This is a genomic window from Kitasatospora sp. NPDC002543 (assembly GCF_053594915.1).
This window is the reverse complement of sequence record NZ_JBSFWR010000128.1, coordinates 1-20,469: the sequence shown is the minus strand read 5'-3', so window position 1 is coordinate 20,469 and position 20,469 is coordinate 1. Positions and strand designations below refer to the sequence as shown.

22 protein-coding genes are annotated in these 20,469 nt (G+C 73.8%); 11 read left to right on the top strand and 11 right to left on the bottom strand.

The genetic code is table 11. The annotated features are described in order from the left end of the window. Positions 1-135: 135 nt before the first annotated feature. The 3 genes from ACWD4P_RS34045 to ACWD4P_RS34035 form a co-directional block, all read right to left on the bottom strand. Positions 136-1,188 carry an endonuclease/exonuclease/phosphatase family protein gene (locus tag ACWD4P_RS34045; protein WP_449782288.1) on the bottom strand — a complete coding sequence of 351 codons (1,053 nt, stop codon included), beginning with the start codon at positions 1,186-1,188 and terminating at the stop codon, positions 136-138. Positions 1,189-1,419: 231 nt separating this feature from the next. Further along, positions 1,420-2,061 carry a TetR/AcrR family transcriptional regulator gene (locus tag ACWD4P_RS34040; RefSeq protein WP_359829607.1) on the bottom strand — a complete coding sequence of 214 codons (642 nt, stop codon included), beginning with the start codon at positions 2,059-2,061 and terminating at the stop codon, positions 1,420-1,422. A 159-nt stretch (positions 2,062-2,220) separates the two neighbouring features. Next, entirely contained in the window at positions 2,221-3,828 is a 1,608-nt protein-coding gene (locus ACWD4P_RS34035; RefSeq protein WP_359829608.1) for an MFS transporter, read from the bottom strand. Between the two features lie 368 nt (positions 3,829-4,196). Between ACWD4P_RS34035 and panB the strand changes: the two genes are divergently transcribed. The 3 genes from panB (at position 4,197) to ACWD4P_RS34020 (ending at position 7,063) form a co-directional block, all read left to right on the top strand. After that, positions 4,197-5,066, top strand: coding sequence for a 3-methyl-2-oxobutanoate hydroxymethyltransferase (gene panB / locus ACWD4P_RS34030; protein ID WP_359829609.1), 870 nt, complete (start codon positions 4,197-4,199; stop codon positions 5,064-5,066). Positions 5,067-5,231: 165 nt separating this feature from the next. After that, the gene (locus ACWD4P_RS34025) at positions 5,232-6,254 is read left to right on the top strand and encodes an ATP-binding cassette domain-containing protein (protein WP_449782287.1); all 1,023 of its coding nucleotides are present in this window, start codon (positions 5,232-5,234) and stop codon (positions 6,252-6,254) included. Beyond that, positions 6,251-7,063, top strand: a complete 813-nt coding sequence (locus ACWD4P_RS34020; RefSeq protein ID WP_359830900.1) for an ABC transporter permease — start codon at positions 6,251-6,253, stop codon at positions 7,061-7,063. Before ACWD4P_RS34025 ends, ACWD4P_RS34020 begins: the two co-directional genes overlap by 4 nt. A 206-nt stretch (positions 7,064-7,269) precedes the next feature. Here ACWD4P_RS34020 and ACWD4P_RS34015 read toward each other — a convergent pair whose 3' ends face one another. Then, the gene (locus tag ACWD4P_RS34015) at positions 7,270-10,728 is read right to left on the bottom strand and encodes an AfsR/SARP family transcriptional regulator (RefSeq protein WP_449782286.1); all 3,459 of its coding nucleotides are present in this window, start codon (positions 10,726-10,728) and stop codon (positions 7,270-7,272) included. 256 nt (positions 10,729-10,984) lie between these two features. On the opposite strand from ACWD4P_RS34015, the gene ACWD4P_RS34010 reads away from it, so the two are divergent. Then, a complete protein-coding gene (locus ACWD4P_RS34010; protein ID WP_359827947.1) occupies positions 10,985-11,800 on the top strand; it encodes a site-2 protease family protein in 816 nt (271 codons plus the stop codon). Positions 11,801-11,834: 34 nt separating this feature from the next. Here the strand turns inward: ACWD4P_RS34010 and ACWD4P_RS34005 are convergent, their stop codons facing one another. Both ACWD4P_RS34005 and npdG read right to left on the bottom strand, forming a co-directional pair. Next, on the bottom strand, positions 11,835-12,029 hold the full coding sequence (locus tag ACWD4P_RS34005; RefSeq protein WP_359827945.1) for a hypothetical protein: 195 nt from the start codon (positions 12,027-12,029) through the stop codon (positions 11,835-11,837). 128 nt (positions 12,030-12,157) lie between these two features. Beyond that, a complete protein-coding gene (gene npdG / locus ACWD4P_RS34000) occupies positions 12,158-12,850 on the bottom strand; it encodes an NADPH-dependent F420 reductase (RefSeq protein WP_359827944.1) in 693 nt (230 codons plus the stop codon). Positions 12,851-12,897: 47 nt separating this feature from the next. Between npdG and ACWD4P_RS33995 the strand changes: the two genes are divergently transcribed. Further along, positions 12,898-13,620, top strand: coding sequence for a hypothetical protein (locus ACWD4P_RS33995; protein ID WP_449782285.1), 723 nt, complete (start codon positions 12,898-12,900; stop codon positions 13,618-13,620). A gap of 114 nt (positions 13,621-13,734) precedes the next feature. Continuing rightward, entirely contained in the window at positions 13,735-15,072 is a 1,338-nt protein-coding gene (locus tag ACWD4P_RS33990; RefSeq protein ID WP_359827942.1) for an MFS transporter, read from the top strand. A gap of 45 nt (positions 15,073-15,117) precedes the next feature. Here the strand turns inward: ACWD4P_RS33990 and ACWD4P_RS33985 are convergent, their stop codons facing one another. The 3 genes from ACWD4P_RS33985 to ACWD4P_RS33975 all read right to left on the bottom strand — a co-directional run bounded on the left by ACWD4P_RS33985 (position 15,118) and on the right by ACWD4P_RS33975 (position 15,955). Next, a complete protein-coding gene (locus ACWD4P_RS33985) occupies positions 15,118-15,381 on the bottom strand; it encodes a type II toxin-antitoxin system RelE family toxin (protein ID WP_449782284.1) in 264 nt (87 codons plus the stop codon). Continuing rightward, entirely contained in the window at positions 15,374-15,643 is a 270-nt protein-coding gene (locus ACWD4P_RS33980) for a type II toxin-antitoxin system Phd/YefM family antitoxin (RefSeq protein WP_449782283.1), read from the bottom strand. The genes ACWD4P_RS33985 and ACWD4P_RS33980 overlap by 8 nt, the downstream gene beginning before the upstream one ends. An 84-nt stretch (positions 15,644-15,727) precedes the next feature. Next, entirely contained in the window at positions 15,728-15,955 is a 228-nt protein-coding gene (locus ACWD4P_RS33975) for a hypothetical protein (RefSeq protein ID WP_449782282.1), read from the bottom strand. Positions 15,956-16,100: 145 nt separating this feature from the next. Here ACWD4P_RS33975 and map point away from each other — a divergent pair, with 145 nt between their 5' ends. Then, on the top strand, positions 16,101-16,946 hold the full coding sequence (map, locus tag ACWD4P_RS33970) for a type I methionyl aminopeptidase (RefSeq protein ID WP_359827935.1): 846 nt from the start codon (positions 16,101-16,103) through the stop codon (positions 16,944-16,946). 36 nt (positions 16,947-16,982) lie between these two features. On the opposite strand, the gene ACWD4P_RS33965 is transcribed toward map, so the two are convergent. After that, the gene (locus tag ACWD4P_RS33965) at positions 16,983-17,678 is read right to left on the bottom strand and encodes a bifunctional DNA primase/polymerase (protein ID WP_359827933.1); all 696 of its coding nucleotides are present in this window, start codon (positions 17,676-17,678) and stop codon (positions 16,983-16,985) included. Positions 17,679-18,089: 411 nt separating this feature from the next. Here ACWD4P_RS33965 and ACWD4P_RS33960 point away from each other — a divergent pair, with 411 nt between their 5' ends. Then, the gene (locus ACWD4P_RS33960; protein ID WP_359827932.1) at positions 18,090-18,308 is read left to right on the top strand and encodes a hypothetical protein; all 219 of its coding nucleotides are present in this window, start codon (positions 18,090-18,092) and stop codon (positions 18,306-18,308) included. Between the two features lie 48 nt (positions 18,309-18,356). Beyond that, on the top strand, positions 18,357-18,554 hold the full coding sequence (locus ACWD4P_RS33955) for a hypothetical protein (RefSeq protein WP_449782281.1): 198 nt from the start codon (positions 18,357-18,359) through the stop codon (positions 18,552-18,554). A gap of 82 nt (positions 18,555-18,636) precedes the next feature. Here the strand turns inward: ACWD4P_RS33955 and ACWD4P_RS33950 are convergent, their stop codons facing one another. Then, entirely contained in the window at positions 18,637-19,329 is a 693-nt protein-coding gene (locus tag ACWD4P_RS33950) for a PadR family transcriptional regulator (protein WP_449782280.1), read from the bottom strand. A 154-nt stretch (positions 19,330-19,483) separates the two neighbouring features. Between ACWD4P_RS33950 and ACWD4P_RS33945 the strand changes: the two genes are divergently transcribed. Both ACWD4P_RS33945 and ACWD4P_RS33940 read left to right on the top strand, forming a co-directional pair. Next, on the top strand, positions 19,484-19,882 hold the full coding sequence (locus tag ACWD4P_RS33945; RefSeq protein WP_449782279.1) for an ACT domain-containing protein: 399 nt from the start codon (positions 19,484-19,486) through the stop codon (positions 19,880-19,882). 98 nt (positions 19,883-19,980) lie between these two features. Next, on the top strand, positions 19,981-20,238 hold the full coding sequence (locus tag ACWD4P_RS33940) for a hypothetical protein (protein ID WP_049658025.1): 258 nt from the start codon (positions 19,981-19,983) through the stop codon (positions 20,236-20,238). Positions 20,239-20,469: the final 231 nt, after the last annotated feature.

Genomic DNA, 20,469 nt, shown 5'->3' with positions numbered 1-20,469 from the left:
GAGGGAGCCACTGCGGAGCATTGGCGACCGACGACAACGCGGCGAGGTGCGTGCCCCGGCGTCGCACGCCCGGCGGGAATTGTCAGACACGCCCTGGGGCGTCCCCGACCCGAGCCGGTCGGCAGGACGGTCCCCCTACCCGAACCGGTAGGTGGCGGCCACCGGGAGGTGGTCGCTGCCGTCCCTGGACAGGGTGCGGGAGTCGACCGGCTGGAGCCCGCCCTTGCTCATGATCTGGTCGATCCGGGCCATCGGGAAGGCGGCCGGCCAGCTGAAGCCGAAGCCGTCCCCGGCGGCGCCCTGGGCCGAGCGCATCTGCGAGGTGACCGGCGCCAGGCTGCGGTCGTTCATGGTGCCGTTGAGGTCGCCGAGCAGCAGGACCTTCTTCAGGGGCTCGGCCTGGATCGCGTCGCCGAGCGCCTGCGCGCTGACGTCCCGCTGGTTGACGGTGAAGCCGCCCTCGGCCTTCAGCCGCACCGAGGGCAGGTGCGCCACGTACACCGCGACCGGGCCCTGCGGGGTGGTGACCTCGGCCCGGAAGGCCCGGGTCCAGCCCATCCTCAGGTCCACCGGGGAGACGTCGGCGATCGGGTACTTCGACCAGAGGCCGACCGTGCCCTCCACCGTGTGGTGCGGGTAGGCGTCGGCCAGCCCGGTCTCGTACGAGCGCAGCTGCCGGCCGGCCAGCTCCTGCAGGGCGACGATCTGGGCGCCGGAGTCCACCAGGGTGCGGACGGTGCCCGGCACGTCGGTGTTGGCGGCGGCGACGTTGTGGCTGACCACCGTCCAGTCGCCCTTGCCGCCGCTCTTGTCGGTCAGCAGGCCGCCGAACAGGTTGACCCACAGCACGACGGGCAGCAGCAGGGCGAGCAGCGCGGTGGCGGAGCGGCGCAGCAGCGCGGGCACCAGCAGCACCGGGACGGCCAGGCCCAGCCAGGGCAGGAAGGTCTCCAGCAGGCTGCCGAGGTTGCCGACGCTGTTGGGCACCTCGGCGTGGAAGGCGAGCAGCGCGGCGGTGAGCACGGCCAGCGCGGCGACCACCAGGCCGCGCCGCCAGGTGCTGCTGCCGCGGGCGTCCCGGCCCCACTGGCGCAGGCCGAGGAAGCCGCCGCGACGCGCCGCGGGGGCCGGGCCGTCGGTGCCGTCCTCGGGGGTCGACATCCGCTCGGTCCTGTCCGCCTGCGCCATGTGGTGGCTCCCGTCGCTCGTGCCGTCGCCGTCCCGGGGTGCGCCCGCCGAAGGTGCGGGCACGACCGGGCCGGTGCCGGTTTGATCGGATACCCGGCTCAGCCTATGCCGGGACAGACGTCGGGCCCGCTGAGCGGGTTCCGGCGTGGCCCGGTTTGGTGAGCGAGGCCACGTCCGGGGCCCGGGCCGGGCCGGGCGGCGGGTTGCCGGGCGGGCCGGGCGGTGGGCCGGTCAGTGGGGTGTCCGGCGGGGCGCGAGGCCTTCGAGCATCGAGTCGACCAGCTTGCGGGCGAGGTCCGGGTCCTCCAGGTCGGAGTCGTCCCACAGGATGCTGCGGTAGAGGATCGGCCCCATCAGCAGGTCGTTGAGCAGGTCCAGGTCGAGGTCGTCGCGGATCACGCCCTCGGCGACGGCCTGGCGGATCAGCCGGAAGCCGACCTCCCGGCGCGGCTTGATCACCCGGTCCCGGTAGGCGGAGTACAGCTCGGGCAGGGTCTGCATCTGGCCGAGGGCGGCTTTGAGCACCCAGCGGGTGCGCTTGGCCAGCCCGCGCCGGCGCACGTGGTCCACCAGGGCGATCAGGTCGGCCCGGGCGCCGGCGCCGGTGGGCTCCGGCAGCGGCTCCTCCAGCCGGCTGACCACGTCGACCAGCAGGGCCTCCTTGTTGGGCCAGCGCCGGTAGATGGTGGCCTTGCCGACGCCGCCGGCCGCGGCGATGCCCTCGATGGTGAGCTCGGACAGCGCGGTGCCGCCGGCCATCAGGTCCTCGACGGCCCGGAAGATGGCCTGCTCGGCGGCCTCGCTGCGGGGCCGGCCACGGCGCACCTCCGCGCAGTGCTGCCCGGTGTCGGCGGTCGGCGCGTCCGTCTTCATCCCCGCTGTCTCTCCCTTGCTCGCCCCCGGTCGCCCGGGCGCCGTGGGGTGTTCCCCGGTGGGTCCGGGCGGGGGCCTGCCCGGACCGAGGCCCTGCCGCCCGGGCGTACCCGGGTGACAGGGCCATTGTCACTCAGTCGCGTGCGACGCGGCCGCCGGTCAGGCGTCCGCGGCCGCGGCCTCCCGCTCCCGGCCGTGCTGCTCGGGGGCCGGGCCGGCCGGGCCGGCGGGGGCCGCCGAACGGCGCGGCAGCAGGAACCAGGCGACGGCGGCGCCGATCACCGAGACGCCCACCGAGAGCGAGGCCACCACGTGCATGGCGTGGATGAAGGAGTCGTTGGCGGGGGTGACCAGCGCCTCGCCGCCGGGGATCCGGCCGGCGATCGCCAGGGTGGCCTCCAGCGACTCGCCGGCCTTGTCGCGCAGCCCCTCGGGCAGGTGGGTGAGGGTGTCGGCCATCCCGTCGCGGTAGACGGTGGAGAGCACCGCGCCGAGCACGGCGACCCCGAGCGAGCCGCCGACCTGGCGGAAGGTGTTGTTGACGGCCGAACCGGCACCGGCCTTCTCCCGGGGCAGCGAGGCCATGATCGCGACGGTGACCGGCGGCATGACGTGCGCCATGCCGGCGCCCATCACCAGGCCGAGCAGGACCAGCACCCAGATCGGGGTGGTGGCGGTCAGCACGACGTAGCCCACGAAGCCGGCCGCGACCAGCAGCATGCCGCCGGCGGCGGTGGCGGCGACGCCGAGGCGGTCGACCACCAGCCGGGCCCGCGGGGCGAACACCAGCTGGGCGGCGGCCAGCGGCAGCATCAGCACACCGGCCTGGAGCGCGCTGTAACCGCGCACGCTCTGGATGTAGAAGACGCCGAAGAAGGAGACGCCCATCAGCGCGAAGAAGATCACGCCGACGACCACCACGGAGGCGCTGAACACCTTGTTGCGGAACCAGCTGATGTCCAGCGCGGGGTACGCGGTGCGGCGTTCGAACCAGACGAAGGCGACCAGCGCGAGCACGCCGACCAGGGTGGGTGCCCAGGCCTCGACCGCGGTGAAGTCGGCCAGCTCGCCGCCCTTGATGATGCCGAAGATCAGCGCGACCAGGCCGATGATCGACAGCAGCACGCCGACCGGGTCCATCCGGCCCGGGTTGGGGTCCTTGGACTCGGGGACCAGCACCACCATCGCGATCACCGCGACGACCACGATCGGGACGTTGACCAGGAAGACCGAGCCCCACCAGAAGTGTTCGATCAGCAGGCCGCCGGTGATCGGGCCGATGGCGATGGCCAGGCCGACCGCACCGGCCCAGATCCCGATCGCCTTGGGCTGCTCGGAGCGCTCGAAGACGTTCATGATGATCGCCAGCGTGGCGGGCATCGCGAGCGCGCCGCCGACGCCCATCAGGGCGCGGTAGCCGATGAGTTCACCGGGCGAGGCGGCCATCGCGGACAGCAGCGAGGCTATGCCGAAGACCGTCATGCCGGCCAGCAGCGCGCGCTTGCGGCCGAACCGGTCGCCGAGCAGGCCGGAGGTGAAGAGCAGGCCGGCGAAGACCAGGGTGTAGGAGTTGATCGACCATTCCAGGTCGCTCTGGGTGGCTCCGAGGCCGACCGGCGCCGGGGTCGCGATGGTCTTCATCGCGACGTTGAGGATCGAGTTGTCGAGCACGACGACGAGCAGGGCGAGCAGCAGGGTGCCGAGGATCGCCCAGCGTCGACGGTGGATGGCTTCCGGCACGCGGGGTGGCGCGGCTGCGGTGGTCATTGGTCTTCCCGTCCGTGGTGGTGTGACACTGGCGGGCAATTCCGAGCCGAATGCGTCTCGTAACCCCCCGCACCAGAGTAGCGGGCGATACGATACGAGACGAACCCGTTTCGTAAAGAGCAGGCAAATTCGGGGGCCTCCCGCGCGCCCCGGCGCCCACGGCCCGCACGCCCCGGCGCGGGCCCGCCCGCACGCCCGGACACGGCGTGGACCGCACCGGGTGTGGCGTGGATCGCACCGGGTGTGGCGTGGATCGCACCGCGGCGAACGCACCCCTCTTTGCGCCGGAGCCGGGGCGTGCAAGCATGGAGGTGATCCGGGGACGCCGTACGGCGCCACGAGACGACAACCCTTCAGGAGTCCGTTCGATGAACGCTTCTACGCCTTCGCCTGCCCAGAACCAGGCGTCGACCGCCACCCTCTACGGCGGGGTCACCAACCGCCGCGTCACCGTCCGCGACCTCGCCGCAGCCAAGCAGCGCGGCGAGAAGTGGTCGATGCTCACCGCCTACGACGCCCTCACCGCGGGCGTGTTCGACGAGGCCGGCATCCCGGTGCTGCTGGTCGGCGACTCGGCGGGCAACTGCCACCTCGGCTACGAGACCACCGTCCCGGTGACCATGGATCAGATGGTGATGCTCTCCGCCGCCGTCGTCCGCGGCACCAAGCGGGCCATGATCGTCGCCGACCTGCCGTTCGGCTCGTACCAGGAGTCCCCCGCCCAGGCCATGCACAACGCGGCCCGGCTGATGAAGGAAGCCGGGGTCGGCGCGGTCAAGCTGGAGGGCGGGGAGCGCAGCGCCCGCTCGATCGAGCTGCTGGTCGAGGCCGGCGTCCCGGTGATGGCCCACATCGGCCTCACCCCGCAGTCCGTGCACGCCCTCGGCGGCTACCCGGTCCAGGGCCGCGGCGACGAGGCCGCGCACCAGCTGCTGCGCGACGCCAAGGCCGTCCAGCAGTCGGGCGCCTTCGCGGTGGTCCTCGAGGCCGTACCGGCCGAGCTGGCCGCCCAGGTCACCGAGCAGCTGGCGATCCCGACCGTCGGCATCGGCGGCGGGCCGGACACCGACGCCCAGGTGCTGGTCTGGACCGACATGGCCGGCATGACGGCCGGCCGGGTGCCCAAGTTCGTCAAGCAGTACGCCGACCTGCGGACCGTCCTCGGCGACGCCGCCCGCGCCTACGCCGAGGACGTGCGCACCGGCACCTTCCCGGCCCCGGAGCACAGCTTCCACTGACGCCCGCTCCCCCGCGGCCCCGCTCCGGTCCGGAGCGGGGCCGCGGCCGTACCCGGGACCGGCACCGGAGCCGTCGCGCGGGGGCCGGCGGCCGCTGACAGCGGCGTGACAGTGGGCGGCCGGGGGCGACAGGGGGCTGACAGCGGGGCCGGGCAGCCTGGGGGCATGACACGAATCGCGACAGCCCCGAACGACCGGGGAACCACCTCCGGAAACGCCGTGGAGGTGCAGGGCATCGTCAAGCACTTCGGCGAGACCAAGGCCCTCGACGGGGTCGACCTCAGCGTCCGGGAGGGCACCGTCCTGGCCCTGCTCGGCCCCAACGGCGCGGGCAAGACCACCCTGGTGCGCGTCCTCTCCACCCTGATCAAGCCGGACGCCGGCACCGCGTACGTCGGCGGCTACGACGTGCTGCGCCAGCCCAAGCAGCTGCGCCGCACGATCGGCCTCACCGGCCAGTACGCCTCCGTGGACGAGCTGCTCTCCGGGTACGAGAACCTCTACCTCATCGGCCGGCTGCTGGACCTCTCCCGCCGCGAGGCCAGGGCCCGGGCGGCCGAGCTGCTGGAGCGCTTCTCGCTCACCGAGGCGGCCAAGCGGACCGCCAAGACCTACTCCGGCGGCATGCGCCGCCGCCTCGACCTGGCCGCCAGCATGATCGGCCGCCCCCGGGTGCTCTACCTGGACGAGCCCACCACCGGCCTGGACCCGCGCACCCGCAACGAGGTCTGGGACGAGGTGCAGCGGATGGTCTCCGAGGGCACCACCGTGCTGCTGACCACCCAGTACATGGAGGAGGCGGAGCAGCTCGCGAACGAGCTGACCGTCATCGACCGCGGCCGGGTGATCGCCAACGGCGCCGTCTCCGAGCTGAAGGCCAAGGTCGGCGGCCAGACCCTCCAGGTGCGCCCCACCGACCCGGCCGAGCTGCCGGACATGGCCCGCTGCCTGCGGGACACCGGCATCGGCAACGCCACCGTCTCCGCCGACACCGGGCTGCTCGCGGTGCCGATCACCGACGACGCGCAGCTGACCGCGGTGATCGGGGCCCTCGGCACCCGCGGCTTCGCGATCGCCGGCATCGACACCAAGGTGCCCAGCCTGGACGAGGTCTTCCTCGCCATCACCGGCAAGCCCGCGACCGCCGCGGAGCCCGCCCCCAGCCTCGCCAAGGAGCCCGTCGCATGACCACCGCCACGCTCGCCCCCTCCCGGGTGGAGGACAGCCGGATCGGGCTCACCGGCACGCTGCGCCACGTCGGCGCGCTGACCAGGCGCAACCTGATGCGGATCAAGGCCGACCCGGAGTCGATGTTCGACGCCGTGCTGATGCCGATCATCTTCACCGTGCTGTTCGTCTACGTCTTCGGCGGCGCGATGGCCGGCGACCAGGACACCTACAAGCAGTACCTGATCCCGGGCCTGCTCGGGCAGACCGGCCTCACCCTCGCGATGGCCGTCGGCACCGGCCTCAACAGCGACTTCCAGACCGGCGTGATGGACCGCTTCCGCACCCTGCCGATCGGCCGGGCCTCGGTGCTGCTCTCCAAGCTCGCCGCCGAGACCCTCCGCGGGCTGCTCTCCTTCGCGATCCTGATCGGCTTCGCGATGTGCATCGGCTTCGAGGTGAAGACCGGCCCGCTGGAGGTGCTGGCCACCATCGGCCTGGCCCTGCTGTTCGGCATGTCGATCGTCTGGATCTCGATGCTGCTGGGCATGGCCCTGCGCAGCGCCCAGGCCGTCCAGGGCGTGGCCATGCTGGTCCTGATGCCGATGCAGTTCGGCAGCTCGATCTTCGCCCGGACCGACACCATGCCGGGCTGGCTGCAGTCCTTCACCAAGATCAACCCGCTGTCGGCTCTGGCCGACGCCTCCCGTTCCCTGCTCAACGGCGAGGGCGCGGTGGCCCACCCGGTGATGATCGTGCTGATCTGGTCGGCCGCCGTCACCGCGGTCTTCGCGCCGCTCGCGGTCGCCCGCTTCCGCAAGCGGACCTGACCCCGCAGCCACCGTCGGCCCTCCCCGCGGGAGAGCGGGGGCCGACGGACAGGACGGCCGGACGCCCGGGACAGGCGCCGGCTGCCGTACGGGCCCGCGCGGCCGGTGACCAGGGGACGGGCACCGGCCGCGCGGGCCCACCGTGCCGACCCGCCGCGTCGGCCCGCCGTTCGCGCCGATCGCGCCGATCGCGCCGATCGCGCGGGCTAGCCGATCAGCCCCTGCAGCAGCTCGAAGACCTGCTCCTGGGTCATCCCGACCCCGCCGGCCCTGGCCTCCTCGTACCCGGCCCCGCCCAGCCGCTCCCGCAGGAGGGACTCCGCGCGCGCACGCTCGGCCCGGTCCAGGAAGCCGCCCTTGGGGCCGTTCAGCCCGCCGTGCGCGGCGAGCAGCACGGCCGCCGTCCGGGCCCGCTCCAGGTCCCCGTCCCGCTCGACGAAGCCGCCCAGCACCGCCGCCACCGCGGGCACCACCAGGACCGTCATGTGCTCGGCGAAGCCGCTCGCGGCCGTCACCGCCCGCAGCTGCCGCCAGCCGTCGCGCAGCAGCCCGAGCCCCGCCTCCGGATCCCCCGCCCTGGCGACGATCCAGCCGCGGGAGCTCAGCAGCATCCCGGTCACCAGGCTCGGCGCGAAGCCGCCGACCCGGACGGCGTCCAGCCGGTCCAGCTCGGCCAGCGCCCGCGCGAACTCGCCGCGATGGGCGTGGAGGCCGCAGAGCGTCAGGTGGCCGAACATCAGCGCCCCGGTGGTGGACTGGTTGAGGCCCGGGGTCCCGATCGAGGCCAGCGCCTCCCGGATGACCCGCTCGCCGCGGTCCATGTCCTGCTCCAGCAGGGCGGTGCCCAGGTTCACCCGCAGGATCGGCAGCTCCTGCGGCGCCCCCAGCTCCTCGACCAGCTCGATCGCCCGGCCGTAGGCCGCGGCGGCGGCCTCGGCCTCGCCCCGGTTGGCCAGCGACTCGCCGTGCGCGGACAGCGCCTGGGAGATCCCCCACAGGTCGCCCGACCGCTCGTACAGCTCCAGCGAGCGCTCGCCGTCCACGATGCTCTGCTCCGCACCGCTCGGCCAGTCGTTCATCATCCTGGCCCGCACCTGCAGGATGAACGCCAGGTCGCTCACCTCGCCGTACTGCTCGCAGCCCCGAACCGCATCGTCGATCAGCTGCTTCATCATGTCCGGGCGGCCGGCCAGGAAGGCGCCGAACACCCGCATCAGCCCCGGGAAGCGGTAGGCCTGCGGCAGGTCCGAGGCGCGGGCGTCGGGGTTGTAGGCGTCCAGCAGCCGCTGGGCGGTCTCGACCGCCGCCGGGTCGCCGAGGACGTCCAGGTTGCCCTCGAACAGCCCGATCAGCCGGTACATCGCGAGCAGTCGGCGGGCCTCCTCGACCACCCCCGTGGGCAGCGGCAGGTCGTAGCGGAACACGCTGCGCTCCAGCGGCACGGGCGGCGGGGAGTCCGGGCCGAACGGGTCCGGGCCGAGCGCGGCGACCGCGTCGTACCAGGTGCGCGCCTCCATGCTGAACCCGCGCAGCGACCAGTACCAGCTCATGCCGAGGGTCAGCAGCAGCGCCTGGTCCTCGTCCCGCAGGTCGATCGCCCGGCGCAGCGCCGTCCGGATGTTGTCCTGCTCGCGTTCCAGCACGGCCAGCCAGTGCAGCTGCCGGGGGCCGTGGATCTGCGCGTCGGAGACGGAGATGATGGCGCGGAAGTGCGCCAGGTGGCGGGCCTCGGTGGCGGCGCGCTCGGCGGCGGACCCGGCGAGGCGCTCCGTCGCGTACTCGTGGATGGTCTCCAGCATCCGGTAGCGCGGCAGGCTGGCCCCGTCCAGGTCGGCCACCAGCAGGGACTTGTCGACCAGCGACAGCAGCAGGTCGGCGACCTCGCCGGGAGCCACCTCGACGCCGTCGGCGCAGACCGCCTCGGCGTCCTCCAGCTGCCAGCCGCCCGCGAACACCGAGAGCCGGCGCAGCACCGCCCGCTCCCGCTTGCCCAGCAGGTCCCAGCTCCAGTCGACCACCGCGCGCAGCGTCTGCTGGCGCGGCAGCAGGGTGCGGCTGCCCGCGGTGAGCAGCGCGAACCGGCCGTCCAGCCGGTCGGCTATCTGGCGCGGGGTCATCACCCGCAGCCGGGCCGCGGCCAGCTCGATGGCCAGCGGCAGCCCGTCCAGCCGGCGGCAGATCTCGGCGCAGGACTCCGGGTCGCCGAGCGGGTCGAAGCCGGGACGGGCGGTCGCCGCGCGTTCGGCGAACAGCCGCAGCGCGACCGGGTCCGGCAGCGGTTCGACCGGCAGCACCGTCTCCCCGGGGACGCCCAGCGGCTCGCGGCTGGTGGCGAGCACCGTCAGCCCGGGGCAGTCGGCGAGCAGCACGTCGACGAGGTCGGCGGCGGCCTGGATCAGGTGCTCGCAGTTGTCCAGGACGAGCAGCATGCGGCGGTGGCGGCAGTGCTCGACCAGCCGCCGCACCGGGTCCTCGGCCCGCTTCTCGATCACCTCGGCGACCATGCTGGTGCTGTGCAGCACGATCTCGCGCAGGCCGAGTGCGGAGACCACGGCGGCGGGCACCGCGCCCGGGCTCTCCAGCGGGGCGAGTTCGGCCACCCAGACGCCGTCCGGCCAGCCGCCCGCGGACTGCTCGGCGCGGCCGGCCTCGGTCGACAGGCTGGTCTTGCCGGAGCCGCCGGGGCCGGTCAGGGTCACCAGCCGACGGTCCGTCAGCATGCCGCGCAGGAGCGTGAGATCGTCCTCGCGGCCGACGAAGCTGGTCAGGCGCCCGCGCAAGTTGCCGCCGGGGCGCGGGGGTTGGGGCGCGGGGGCGACGGCGGGGGTGGCGGCGGGAACGGTTCGGGCGGGCTCCGGGGCGGGCGGGTGCGGCGCCACGCCGGGCGTCCCGGGCGCCATCGACGCCCCCGGCTTCTCCGGCCCCTCCGGTTTCTCCGGGGCCAGCGGCTTCTCCGGTGCGAGCAACTCGGCGTACAGGGAACGGAGTCCGCGCCCGGGGTCGACGCCGAGCTCCTCCGCCAGCGCGCGCCTGGTCCGCTCGTAGTGGCGCAGCGCCTCGGCCGTCCGCCCGCTCTCGTGCAGCGCCCGGATCATCAGCAGCTGCAACGGCTCGTCCAGCGGCTGCCGTTCGCACAGCTCGGCCAGTTCGGCGACCAGCTCGGCGGCCCGGCCGAGGCCGAGGTCGGCGGTGATCCGGTGGCGGCGCGCCTCCTCCCGCTGGGCCTCCAGCCGGACGGCCGGGCCGGTGCGGTCCGGCAGGTCGGCCAGCGCCGGGCCGCGCCACAGCGCCAGGGCGGCGCGCAGCCGCTCGGCGGCGAGCGCGTCGTCCCCGGCGTCCAGGGCGCGGCGGCCCTCGCCGGTCAGCCGCTGGAAGTCGGCGAGGTCGGTGGCCGCTCCGGTCAGCCAGTACCCGGCCGGGCCGGAGCCGACCTCGTCCCGGCCGATGGTCCGGCGCAGCCGGCCGACCAGGGTCTGGAGCGCGGCGGAGGAGTCCAGCGGCGGCTCGGCCTCCCACACCTCGTCCACCAGCAGGTCGGCCGGCACCGGCCGGCCCTGCCGCAGGGCCAGGGCGGTGAGCAGGGCCCGCAGCCGGGCGCCGCCGATCGCTACCGGGGTGCCGTCGTCGTGGTGGGCCGTCGTCGTCCCGAGAATGCCGAAGTACACCGGGCCATTCTGGTCGATCGGCGGGGGAAGGGCCGCACAATTGTGCTGGGCCCGTCCGCGGGCCCCGCCCGCCCCCGGTCGCGGCGGCCCACCCCGGGCCGCGGCGACCCCACCCCGGGCCGCGGCACCGTAGGGTGGAACGCCACCGTTCGCCCGGACGTTCACCCGGAACGGCTTGTCCGGTCACCGGCCCGCCCGGCATGATCGACCCCGGCCAGCACCCGCCCCTCTTCCCCTGCCACGGAGCACCCACACCATGACCTTCGCCGCCACGCCGCGCTCCCGCAGCGAGGACCGCCGGATCAGCCCGGTGTTCTGGGTGCTCCTCGCCGTCCTCGGCACCTCCGGCTGGGCGGTGTACCAGGGCTACGGCAACGCCTCGTTCGGGGTGTTCCTGTTCGTGGTCGCGGGCTGGATGGTCTCGCTCTGCCTGCACGAGTACGCCCACGCGCGCACCGCGCTGCACGGCGGCGACATCACCGTCGGCGCCAAGGGCTACCTCACGCTCAACCCGCTGAAGTACGCCAACGTGCTGCTCAGCTTCGTGCTGCCGATCGTCTTCGTGATCCTCGGCGGCATCGGCCTGCCCGGCGGCTCGGTCTGGATCGAGCGGCACCGGATCCAGGGCCGGCTCAAGCACAGCCTGATCTCGGCGGCCGGACCGCTGGTCAACCTGCTCATCGCGGCGGCGCTGCTGATCCCGATCGGCGCGGGCTGGCTGGACGACCCGAGCGTGCACGCGTACTGGAACGGCTACGAGCTGATCATCTCGCCGTTCTCCGGCGCGCTGGGCTTCCTCGGCTTCCTCCAGCTGAGCGCGGCGGTGCTGAACCTGCTGCCGGTGCCCGGACTGGACGGCTACGGGATCGTCGAGCCCTGGCTGTCGTACAAGACCCGGCGCGCGATCGAGCCGTTCGCGCCGTACGGGATGCTCGCGGTGTTCGCGCTGCTGTGGCAGCCCTCGGTGAACCAGTTCTTCTTCGGGATCGTCCACGGCCTGATGGGCCTGTTCGGCGTGGACCAGGACTACGCGACGCTCGGCCGGTACCTGTTCAGCTTCTGGAAGAACTGATCCCGCTCGCGGGCACGGGCGCCGCCCGCGGGTGTCAGCCCTGCTCGGCCGCCGCGGCGGCGGCCTGGGCCAGCTTCTCCCGGCGGCGGTTCATCCACAGCACGTTGCTGGCCACGCCGGCCAGCGGCAGCCAGATCAGGCCCAGCCAGAGGCCCTGGGTCAGCGAGAAGACGGCGGCGGCCAGCGCGAGGACGACGACGATCAGGGAGAGCAGGGACGTGCGGGGCATGGCAGGAGGCTCCTAGAACGGGTGCGGGCGGCCGGGTCACGGCCGCCACCCATTGTCGCCGACCTCACCTCCGGAGCCGGGCCAGGGGTGAGGTCGACACGAAGTGCTCCGTCCGGGGTCCGGGTCGGTCAGACGTCGGTGATCCGCAGGCCCGCGTGGGCCTTGTAGCGCCGGTTGACCGAGATCAGGTTGGCGACCAGGGCCTCCACCTGGTGGGCGTTGCGCAGCCGGCCCGCGAAGACGCCGCGCATCCCGGGGATGCGGCCGGCCAGGCCGCGGACGACGTCGGTGGCCTCCCGGTCGTCGCCGAGCACCATGACGTCGGTGTCGATGCTCTCCACCGACTCGTCCTGCAGCAGCACCGCCGAGAGGTGGTGGAACGCGGCGGTGACCCGGGAGTCCGGCAGCAGGGCGGCGGCCTGCTCGGCGGCGCTGCCCTCCTCCGGCTTCAGCGCGTACGCGCCCTGCTTGTCGAAGCCCAGCGGGTTGACGCAGTCCACGACGATCTTGCCCGCGAGCTCCTCGCGCAGCGCGGTCAGGGTGGCGGCGTGGCCGTCCCACGGGACCGCGATGATCACCACGTCGCTCTCCCGGGCGACGGCGGCGTTGTCGGCGCCGCGCACGCCGAGGCCCAGCTCGGCCGCCGAGGCCTCGGCCCGGGCGGCGTCGCGGGAGCCGATGATCACCTGCTGGCCGGCCTTGGCCAACCGCAGGGCCAGGCCCCGCCCCTGGTCGCCGGTGCCGCCGAGGACACCGACCACCAGGTGCGAGACGTCCGGCACCGCGTGGGCCGGGTTTGTCGCTGAATCGAGGGAAGTCATGGGCCGATCCTGCCAAATCCCCGGCCCGGCGGGACATTCTGGCCCGCATGGACGCGGTGAGAGTTTCGGCACTCCGGGAACGGCTGACGGGAACGGGCTGGCTGGAGGCGGTCGGCGGCTTCGCCGGGGCGCTGCGCCGCTCGGTGGACCGGCGCGGTGCGAGCGGGCTGCTGCTGGTCGGCACGGAGTCGTACGAACCGTGGCACCTGGCCGCCCACCTGGACGACGAGGCCGTCTGGTCGGACGTCCCCCGGCTGGCACCCACCCTGCTGCGGCACAGCCCGCCCGCCGACGCCCCGGCCCATCTGACGCACGATCTGCGGCGGCTCACCGAGGCCGGGCGCGGCGCGACCGTGCTGGTGGTGGCCCCGCGGGCGGTCGGCGCCCCGCTGCTGGAGCGGGTGCACGACGCGCGGCGGCACGGCGCGACGGTGCTCGCGCTGGACGGGGGCGCCCCGGCCGGGGCCGACGGGTCCACGGGCCCCGGTGGCACGGGTGGCACGGGTATCGCGGGTGTCGCGGGTGTCGTCGGTGACGCGGGTCTCGTCGGTGACGCGGGTGGCCTCGGGGGCCTCGATGGCCTCGCCGAGCTCCGCGAGCTCGCGCACGAGCGGCTGACCGTCGGCACCGCCGCCGAGGAGCCGTTCGACCTCGCCCAGCACCTGGTCAGCGTCACCGCCGGGCAGCCGGTCGGCCGCCGCTCCGTCCGGGACCGGCTCGCCGAACTCGCCGGGCGGCTGACGTCGATGCCCACCATCAGCCGCTGGTGACCGAAGGCCTCCCCGCGCCCCGGTCCGCCGGTCGCCCGACGCACCGGGCGGTTCTCCGATCAGTCGGAAAAACCCTTTGCGGAAGCCGTGGCCGCCACCCGAGGATGATGGTTCGTGAACGTCGACGAACCCCCGCATCCCCCCGTGCCCGGCCGCACCCGGACGCTGCTGCGTTCGCTGACGCCCGACCTCTCCCCGTGGCGCGCCTCACGCGACTTCCGCTACCTGTGGACCTCGGGCTGCATCACCAGCTTCGGGGGCTTCCTCACCCTCGTCGCCGTGCCGATGCAGATCAAGGAGCTCACCGGGTCGTCCTTCGCGGTCGGCCTGGTCGGCGCCGTCGAACTCGTCCCGCTGATCGTCTTCGGCCTGTGGGGCGGCGCCCTCGCCGACGCCCTGGACCGCCGGAAGCTGGTGCTGCGGGCGGAGGCCGCGCTCGGCCTGCTGGCCGGTCTGCTGCTGCTCAACGCCCTGCTGCCGCACCCGCTGCTCTGGCCGATCTACGTCGTCGCCGCGCTGGTCGCGGCCGCCGACGGCATCCAGCGCCCGGCGCTGGACTCGCTCCTCCCCCGGCTCGTCCCGCACCAGCACCTGACGGCCGCGTTCGCCCTCAAGTCGCTGTACCACAACGCCGCTTCGGTGGCCGGCCCGGCGCTGGCCGGTGTCGTGGTGGCCTTCGCCGGGGTGCAGACCGCGTTCGCGCTGGACGTCCTCTCCTTCGTCGTCTCGCTGCTGCTGCTCGTCCGGATCAAGGCGGTACCGCCGGCCACCGGTGCCGAACGGCCTTCCCTGCAGGCGGTGTTGACCGGCGTCCGCTACGCGTGGAGCCGCAAGGACCTGCTCGGCACCTACGCGATCGACCTCTGCGCGATGCTGCTCGCCTTCCCGGTGGCCGTCTTCCCCTTCCTGGCCTCGGAGTTGGGGGCGGACTGGGCGCTCGGCCCGATGTACGCGGCCTCCGCCCTCGGCGCCCTGCTGGTCGGCGCGACCAGCGGCTGGACCTCCCGCATCCACCGGCACGGGCGGCTGCTGGTGGCCGCCGCCGTCGGCTGGGGCGCGGCGATGGCGCTCGCCGGGCTGACCGACCGGATCTGGCTGGTGCTGCTCGGCCTGGCACTGGCCGGCGGCGCCGACGAGATCAGCGGGCTCGCCCGCTCGACGATGTGGAACCAGTCCATCCCGGACGAGCTGCGCGGCCGGATGGCCGGCGTCGAACTGCTCAGCTACTCCGTCGGTCCGCAGCTCGGCCAGGTCCGGGCCGGCACCATGGCCGGACTGGTCGGCGTGCGCGCCGCCGTCTGGGCCGGCGGCGCCGCCTGCGTGGTCGCCGTGATCGCGGTCGCCGCCGCCCTCCCGAAACTGCTCGCCTACGACGACCGCACCGACCCGCACGCCGCCGCCGTCCGCGCCGCGCACGAACACACCGACCACGAGGCCGCCCCGGCGGCCTGACGCCCGGCCTGGGCTACTCGGCGATCCGCCGCACGCCGCATCCCGTCAGGCGCCGTAGACCGTGGAGCGGTGGCCGACGTGGACGCCCCACACCACCAGCTGCCCGTTGTCGATCGTGTAGACGACGCGGTAGTCCCCCACGCGCAGGCGCCGCCGTTCGGGCTGCGACACGAGTGCGGTGGTGTTGAAGCCGAACGGATCGCTCTCCAGCTCGGTCAGCTTGGCCAGGATGCGGAGCGCCATGTCACGGGGAATCTTCCGGAGTTCGGCCTGGGCCTCCGGCCGGAAGACGGTGCGGTACTCACTCACTGCGAGCCAGCGTCTCCCTCATGACGTCCTCGATCGGAACGCCCGGTGTGGAACCGGCCATGCGCTCGTCGATGATCCGGTTGATCTCGCGCTCTTCCCACTGCTGGTACTTCCGCAGGACATCGATCGACACGACCGCGGCCACCTCCTTGCCGCGACGCGTGATCACGGTGGGCACGTCGTCCCGATCGGCCCGCTCGACGACCTCGGCCAGGTGCGCACGGACGTCGCGGATGGACTCTATGGGCAAGGGCTGCGTCATGAGCCCAAGCGTACACGGCGTACCAGGTGTACACATGCGCCTGATCGGGTCCATCCGCCCCGGCGGCCTGACGCCCGGCCTGGGCTACTCGGTGTCGTCCTCGGGGCGGTCGCTCCAGCGCGGGTCGTTCTTCCACTCGCGGTTGCGTTCGTCCGCGATGCGCAGGGCCTGGGCGGCCTCCTCGCGGCTGGCGTACGGGCCCAGGCGGTCCTTCGCCGGGCACTCCGGGCCCTCCTCGACCTTGTTGTGCTTGATGCAGTAGAACCACTCGCCGGGCTTGCCGGTCGGCTTGCGGTTGAATCCGAGGGGCATGCTGCTCTCCCGTTCAGGGGTCGGAAGGACTGGGTCGGTACCGATCATTCCCCGCGCCGGGCCGGGGCGCACACCGCCCGGGCCGGGCCTTGGCCTCCCCGGGATCCGCCCCGGTCCGGCGCGGCCCGGCGACTAGACTCGCGGCATGGCTCTCGTACCCGGCATCCAGTCCCCCACCCGCAAGGTCCCGGCGAACATCGCGCGCCCCGAGTACGTCGGCAAGCCCGCGCCGACGCCGTACACCGGGCCCGAGGTGCAGACCGCCGAGACCATCGAGAAGATGCGGATCGCCGGCGGGATCGCCGCCCGGGCGATGGAGGAGGCGGCCAAGCTGATCGCCCCCGGCGTCACCACCGACGCGCTGGACGCCGTCGCCCACACCTACATGTGCGACCACGGCGCCTACCCGTCCGACCTCGGCTACCGGGGCTTCCCGAAGTCCGTCTGCACCTCGATCAACGAGGTGATCTGCCACGGCATCCCGGACTCGACCGTGCTCCAGGACGGCGACATCGTCAACATCGACGCCACCGCGTACATCCACGGGGTGCACGGCGACCTCAACGCCACCTACCTGGTCGGCGACGTGGACGAGGAGTCCCGGCTGCTGGTCGAGCGCACCCGGGAGTCCCTCGCCAGGGCGATCAAGGCGGTCAAGCCGGGGCGCCAGATCAACGTCATCGGGCGGGTCATCGAGTCCTACGCCAAGCGCTTCGACTACGGCGTGGTGCGGGACTTCACCGGGCACGGCATCAACACGTCGTTCCACTCCGGCCTGATCATCCCGCACTACGACAGCGAGCGGGCGACCGAAGTGATCAAGCCGGGCATGACCTTCACCATCGAGCCGATGCTGACCCTGGGCACCTACGACTACGAGATCTGGCCGGACGGCTGGACGGTCGTCACCAAGGACCGCAAGCGCACCGCCCAGTTCGAGCACACCCTGGTCGTCACCTCGGACGGCGCGGAGATCCTCACCCTGCCGTAACGACGCGGCACCGCCGCCGGCGGGAGACGGGCGCCGTCAGCCGATCAGCCACTGCTCCTCGGCGACGGCGCCCACCTCGGTGCAGGCGTCCGTGAGCACGTCCAGGACGCGCAGCGGGTCCGGCAGCGGCTGCTCGGGCCCGCGCAGCCAGCGCACGTGGGAGCCGTCCGGCAGCGCGGCCGGCGGCAGCAGGGTGTACGAGCCGCGGCAGTGCCAGCGCAGGCCGGGGTGCTCGGACATGGTGTCCGGGGTGGAGTCGAGCGCGCTCGGCCACCACTCGTCCTCGTCCTGCGGGGTGCCCCGGGTGGCGGTGAAGAACAGGTAGCGGTCCTCGCCGACGGCGGCGACCGGACCCTCGACGCCCAGCGCCGTCAGCCGCTCCAGCGCCAGCCGTCCGGCCTCCACCGGGACGTCCAGCACGTCGTGCACCCGGCCGGTGGCGGTGATGAAGTTGGCCTCCGGGTCGCGGGCGAGCCAGCGGGAGAGCTGTTCGGGGTCGGTGGTGGCCTGGGTCTGCCAGGCGAAGGAGACCGGGTGCTGGGCGGGGGCCGGACAGGCCACCCGGTCACAGGAACACCGGTAACCGGTCGGATGGGCGGCGGGCGCGAGCGGGAATCCGGCGCGCACCGCGCCGAGCAGCTGATCGAGTCCGGCGGCCGGGCCGTCCGCGCCCCCCGCCCGCTGACGATCACGCTTCTGCCACCAGGTCGTCCACCTGCTGCCGGCTTCCATCGGGCCCCTTCCGCGCAACTGCCGTGCCTGGTGCGACACAGCGTTCGACGTACCACTCGACGCAACGCACGGCGCCCCCGTCTGCTTCCCGGGGTGCTCGGCCCTGACGTCCGCGCCCAGCCGGCCGCGGCCCGGGGTCACCGGACGGCCGACGCCCGGGTCACGGTACGCAGTCGCGGCAGCACGCTGTCCGCGCCAAATCGGCCGGAGGGCGCGCGGATTCGCGCCTCGCCCGGCCCGTACGGGCCCGCTGACCCGGGTGGACCCCGGGGGCGTAACAGGAAGGATAAGGGTGCGGAGGGCCTCCGGATGACCGGGGGCGGTGCCTCTCCCGTCACACCCCCGGCGACGGCCGCGGGTGCGGCCCACGGGTGGCCCCGGGCCAGTCCGCGGAGGTGAGACCCTGGAGAGATGAAGAGCGCGGACACCGCATTCGTCGGCGGCCCCCTGGACGGGACGATCCTGCCCATCCCGCTGGGGCCGATGCTCGGCGTGCCGAAGAAGTACAAGGTCCCGGTCCCCGCGCACGGCGAGGCCCCCGCGCGCACACTGGTGTACGTCCGGAGCAAGCAGGTTCGGGGCCTGAGCTGGTTCTGGCGCTACGAGTACGACGAGGCGGCCTCCGGCTGACGGCCGCCCCTTCCCCCGCACTCCCCCACGCTCCCCCGGGAGGTCGGCATGGCGAGGACGGCACGGCATCCGAGGGGCCGCTCCCGGGCGGTCGACCACCACAACCGGCAGGTCGCCGGCGTCACCGGGGCGCTGCTCCTGGCAGTGTGCCTGTACAGCGTGGCCGTCGAGCCGAACGCCTGGCTCTGGTTCGGCTGGGCGGTGCTGCTGCTGGTGTGCGTGGCGCTGTTCGCGGTCCGGCCGTGAGGCCCTGCCCGGGGCTCGGGCCACCCGGGGCAGAGCCTCACGGGACGGGGAGTCCCTGGGGAGCGACACCTTCCCGGCCCGGTCAGTCGTCCTCGGCGAGGATGAGGTACAGCTTCTTGCGGGCCTCGGTCAGCACCGTCAGGCCCTTGGCGCGCTGCGCCTCGGTGCCGGTGGCCATGACCTGGCGGATCGCCTGGTCGACGGCGGCGAGCGCCTGGCCGACCTCCTGCACGGCCTCCCAGTCGACCTCCCGGCCGGCCTCCGCCCACGGCTCGGCCGGCCCGGCGTCGGCCTCGGCCCGGCCCGCCTCGGTGAGCGAGACCAGCCGCTTGCCGCCGACCTCCTCCGCGGTGATCAGGCCCTCCTCCTCCAGCAGCTGGAGGTTGGGGTAGATCGACCCCGGGCTGGGCCGCCAGGCCCCGCCGGTCCGCTCGGCGATCTCCGCGATCATCTCGTAGCCGTGCATCGGCCGCTCCTTGAGCAGCGCCAGCAGCGAGGCCCGGACGTCACCGCGCCGGGCCCGCCCGCCGCGCCGCCCGTGCGGACCACCGCGCCGGCCGCCGTGCCCGCCGAAGCCGTGCCCGTACGGGCCGCCCATCGGCCGGCCGGGACCGCCGCCACCGAACGGCGGGCCGAACCCGCCGAACGCCTCCCGGCCCTCGACGCCCTCTCCGGGCATCCCCCGGAACTCGGGGCCCGGGCCGCGACGGCGACCACCGCCACCGCCCCACGGGCCCTCCCAGCGGAATCGCGTTCCCTGACGTTCTGAGCGCATCGCGCCCACCTCCTCGGATCTTCGATCCTCGACGAGGCAGTCGAGTTACTGTCTCGATAGTTCGACGATATATCGGTGACTGTCGCTCGTCAACGGATACCGACACGCCCACGGAGCACCGCCCATCCCCCGTCCAGCCGCTACGGTGGCGGGCATGGCCGCAGAACGAGACCTCGCGACACTGCTCCGCGGAATGAGCCCGCAGCTCAACCCCGGTCGGTACGTCTACTGCACGCTCCCCGCCCGGGTGCCCGCCGGCATGCGGCCGGTGGTGACCGTCGCCGAGCCCGAAGGGGTGACGGTGGTGGTCACCCAGGAGGAGGCGGACGCGCTCGGGCTGCGCTACGAGTACGTGGCGGCCTGGATCACCCTGCGGATCCACTCGGCACTGGAGGCCGTCGGGCTCACCGCCGCGGTGGCCGGCCGGCTCGCCGAGGAGGGCATCAGCTGCAACGTGGTGGCCGGCTTCCACCACGACCACCTGTTCGTCGCCGCCGACGACGCCGACCGCGCCGTCCGCGCCCTGGAGGACCTCGCCGCCGGCTCCGCCTGAGCCCCGCCCCCTCCGGGTGGCCGCCGCCGACCGGGCCTTCGACACTGGGAGACGAGCCACCCCGCCGGGGTCGGCCCCACTGGAAGGAGACGGCCGTCATGGCCATCTGCGTCACCTGCGGCAACGACTACTGGCTGGCCTTCGAGATCAGGACGGTCACCGGCGACACCTACACCTTCGACAGCTTCGAGTGCGCGATGGAGAAGCTCGCCCCACGCTGCGAACAGTGCGACGTCCGCATCGTCGGCCACGGCGTGGAAGTCGCCGGCATGTTCTTCTGCTGCGCCAACTGCGCCCGCGTCAACGGCGGCCTCGGCGACCAGATCCGCGACGCCGTCGGCGCCCGGCCCGCCTGACCGGCGGATGGCGGCGGGTGGCGGCGGAAGAGTCGGCCCCGGCAGGCACCAGAACCCCTCGGACCGCACCTCAAGGAGTCGGCCCTGTATGCCGAAGGCGCCCCCCGTCGTGACGGGATCCGGCCGGCCCGGTCACCGGCCGGGGGCTGGACGGTCAGCGGCTTGTCGAACTCGCTGAAGTCGATCTTGCCGTTGCCGTCCTTGGCGCCGGTGTGCTCGATCCGCACCGGG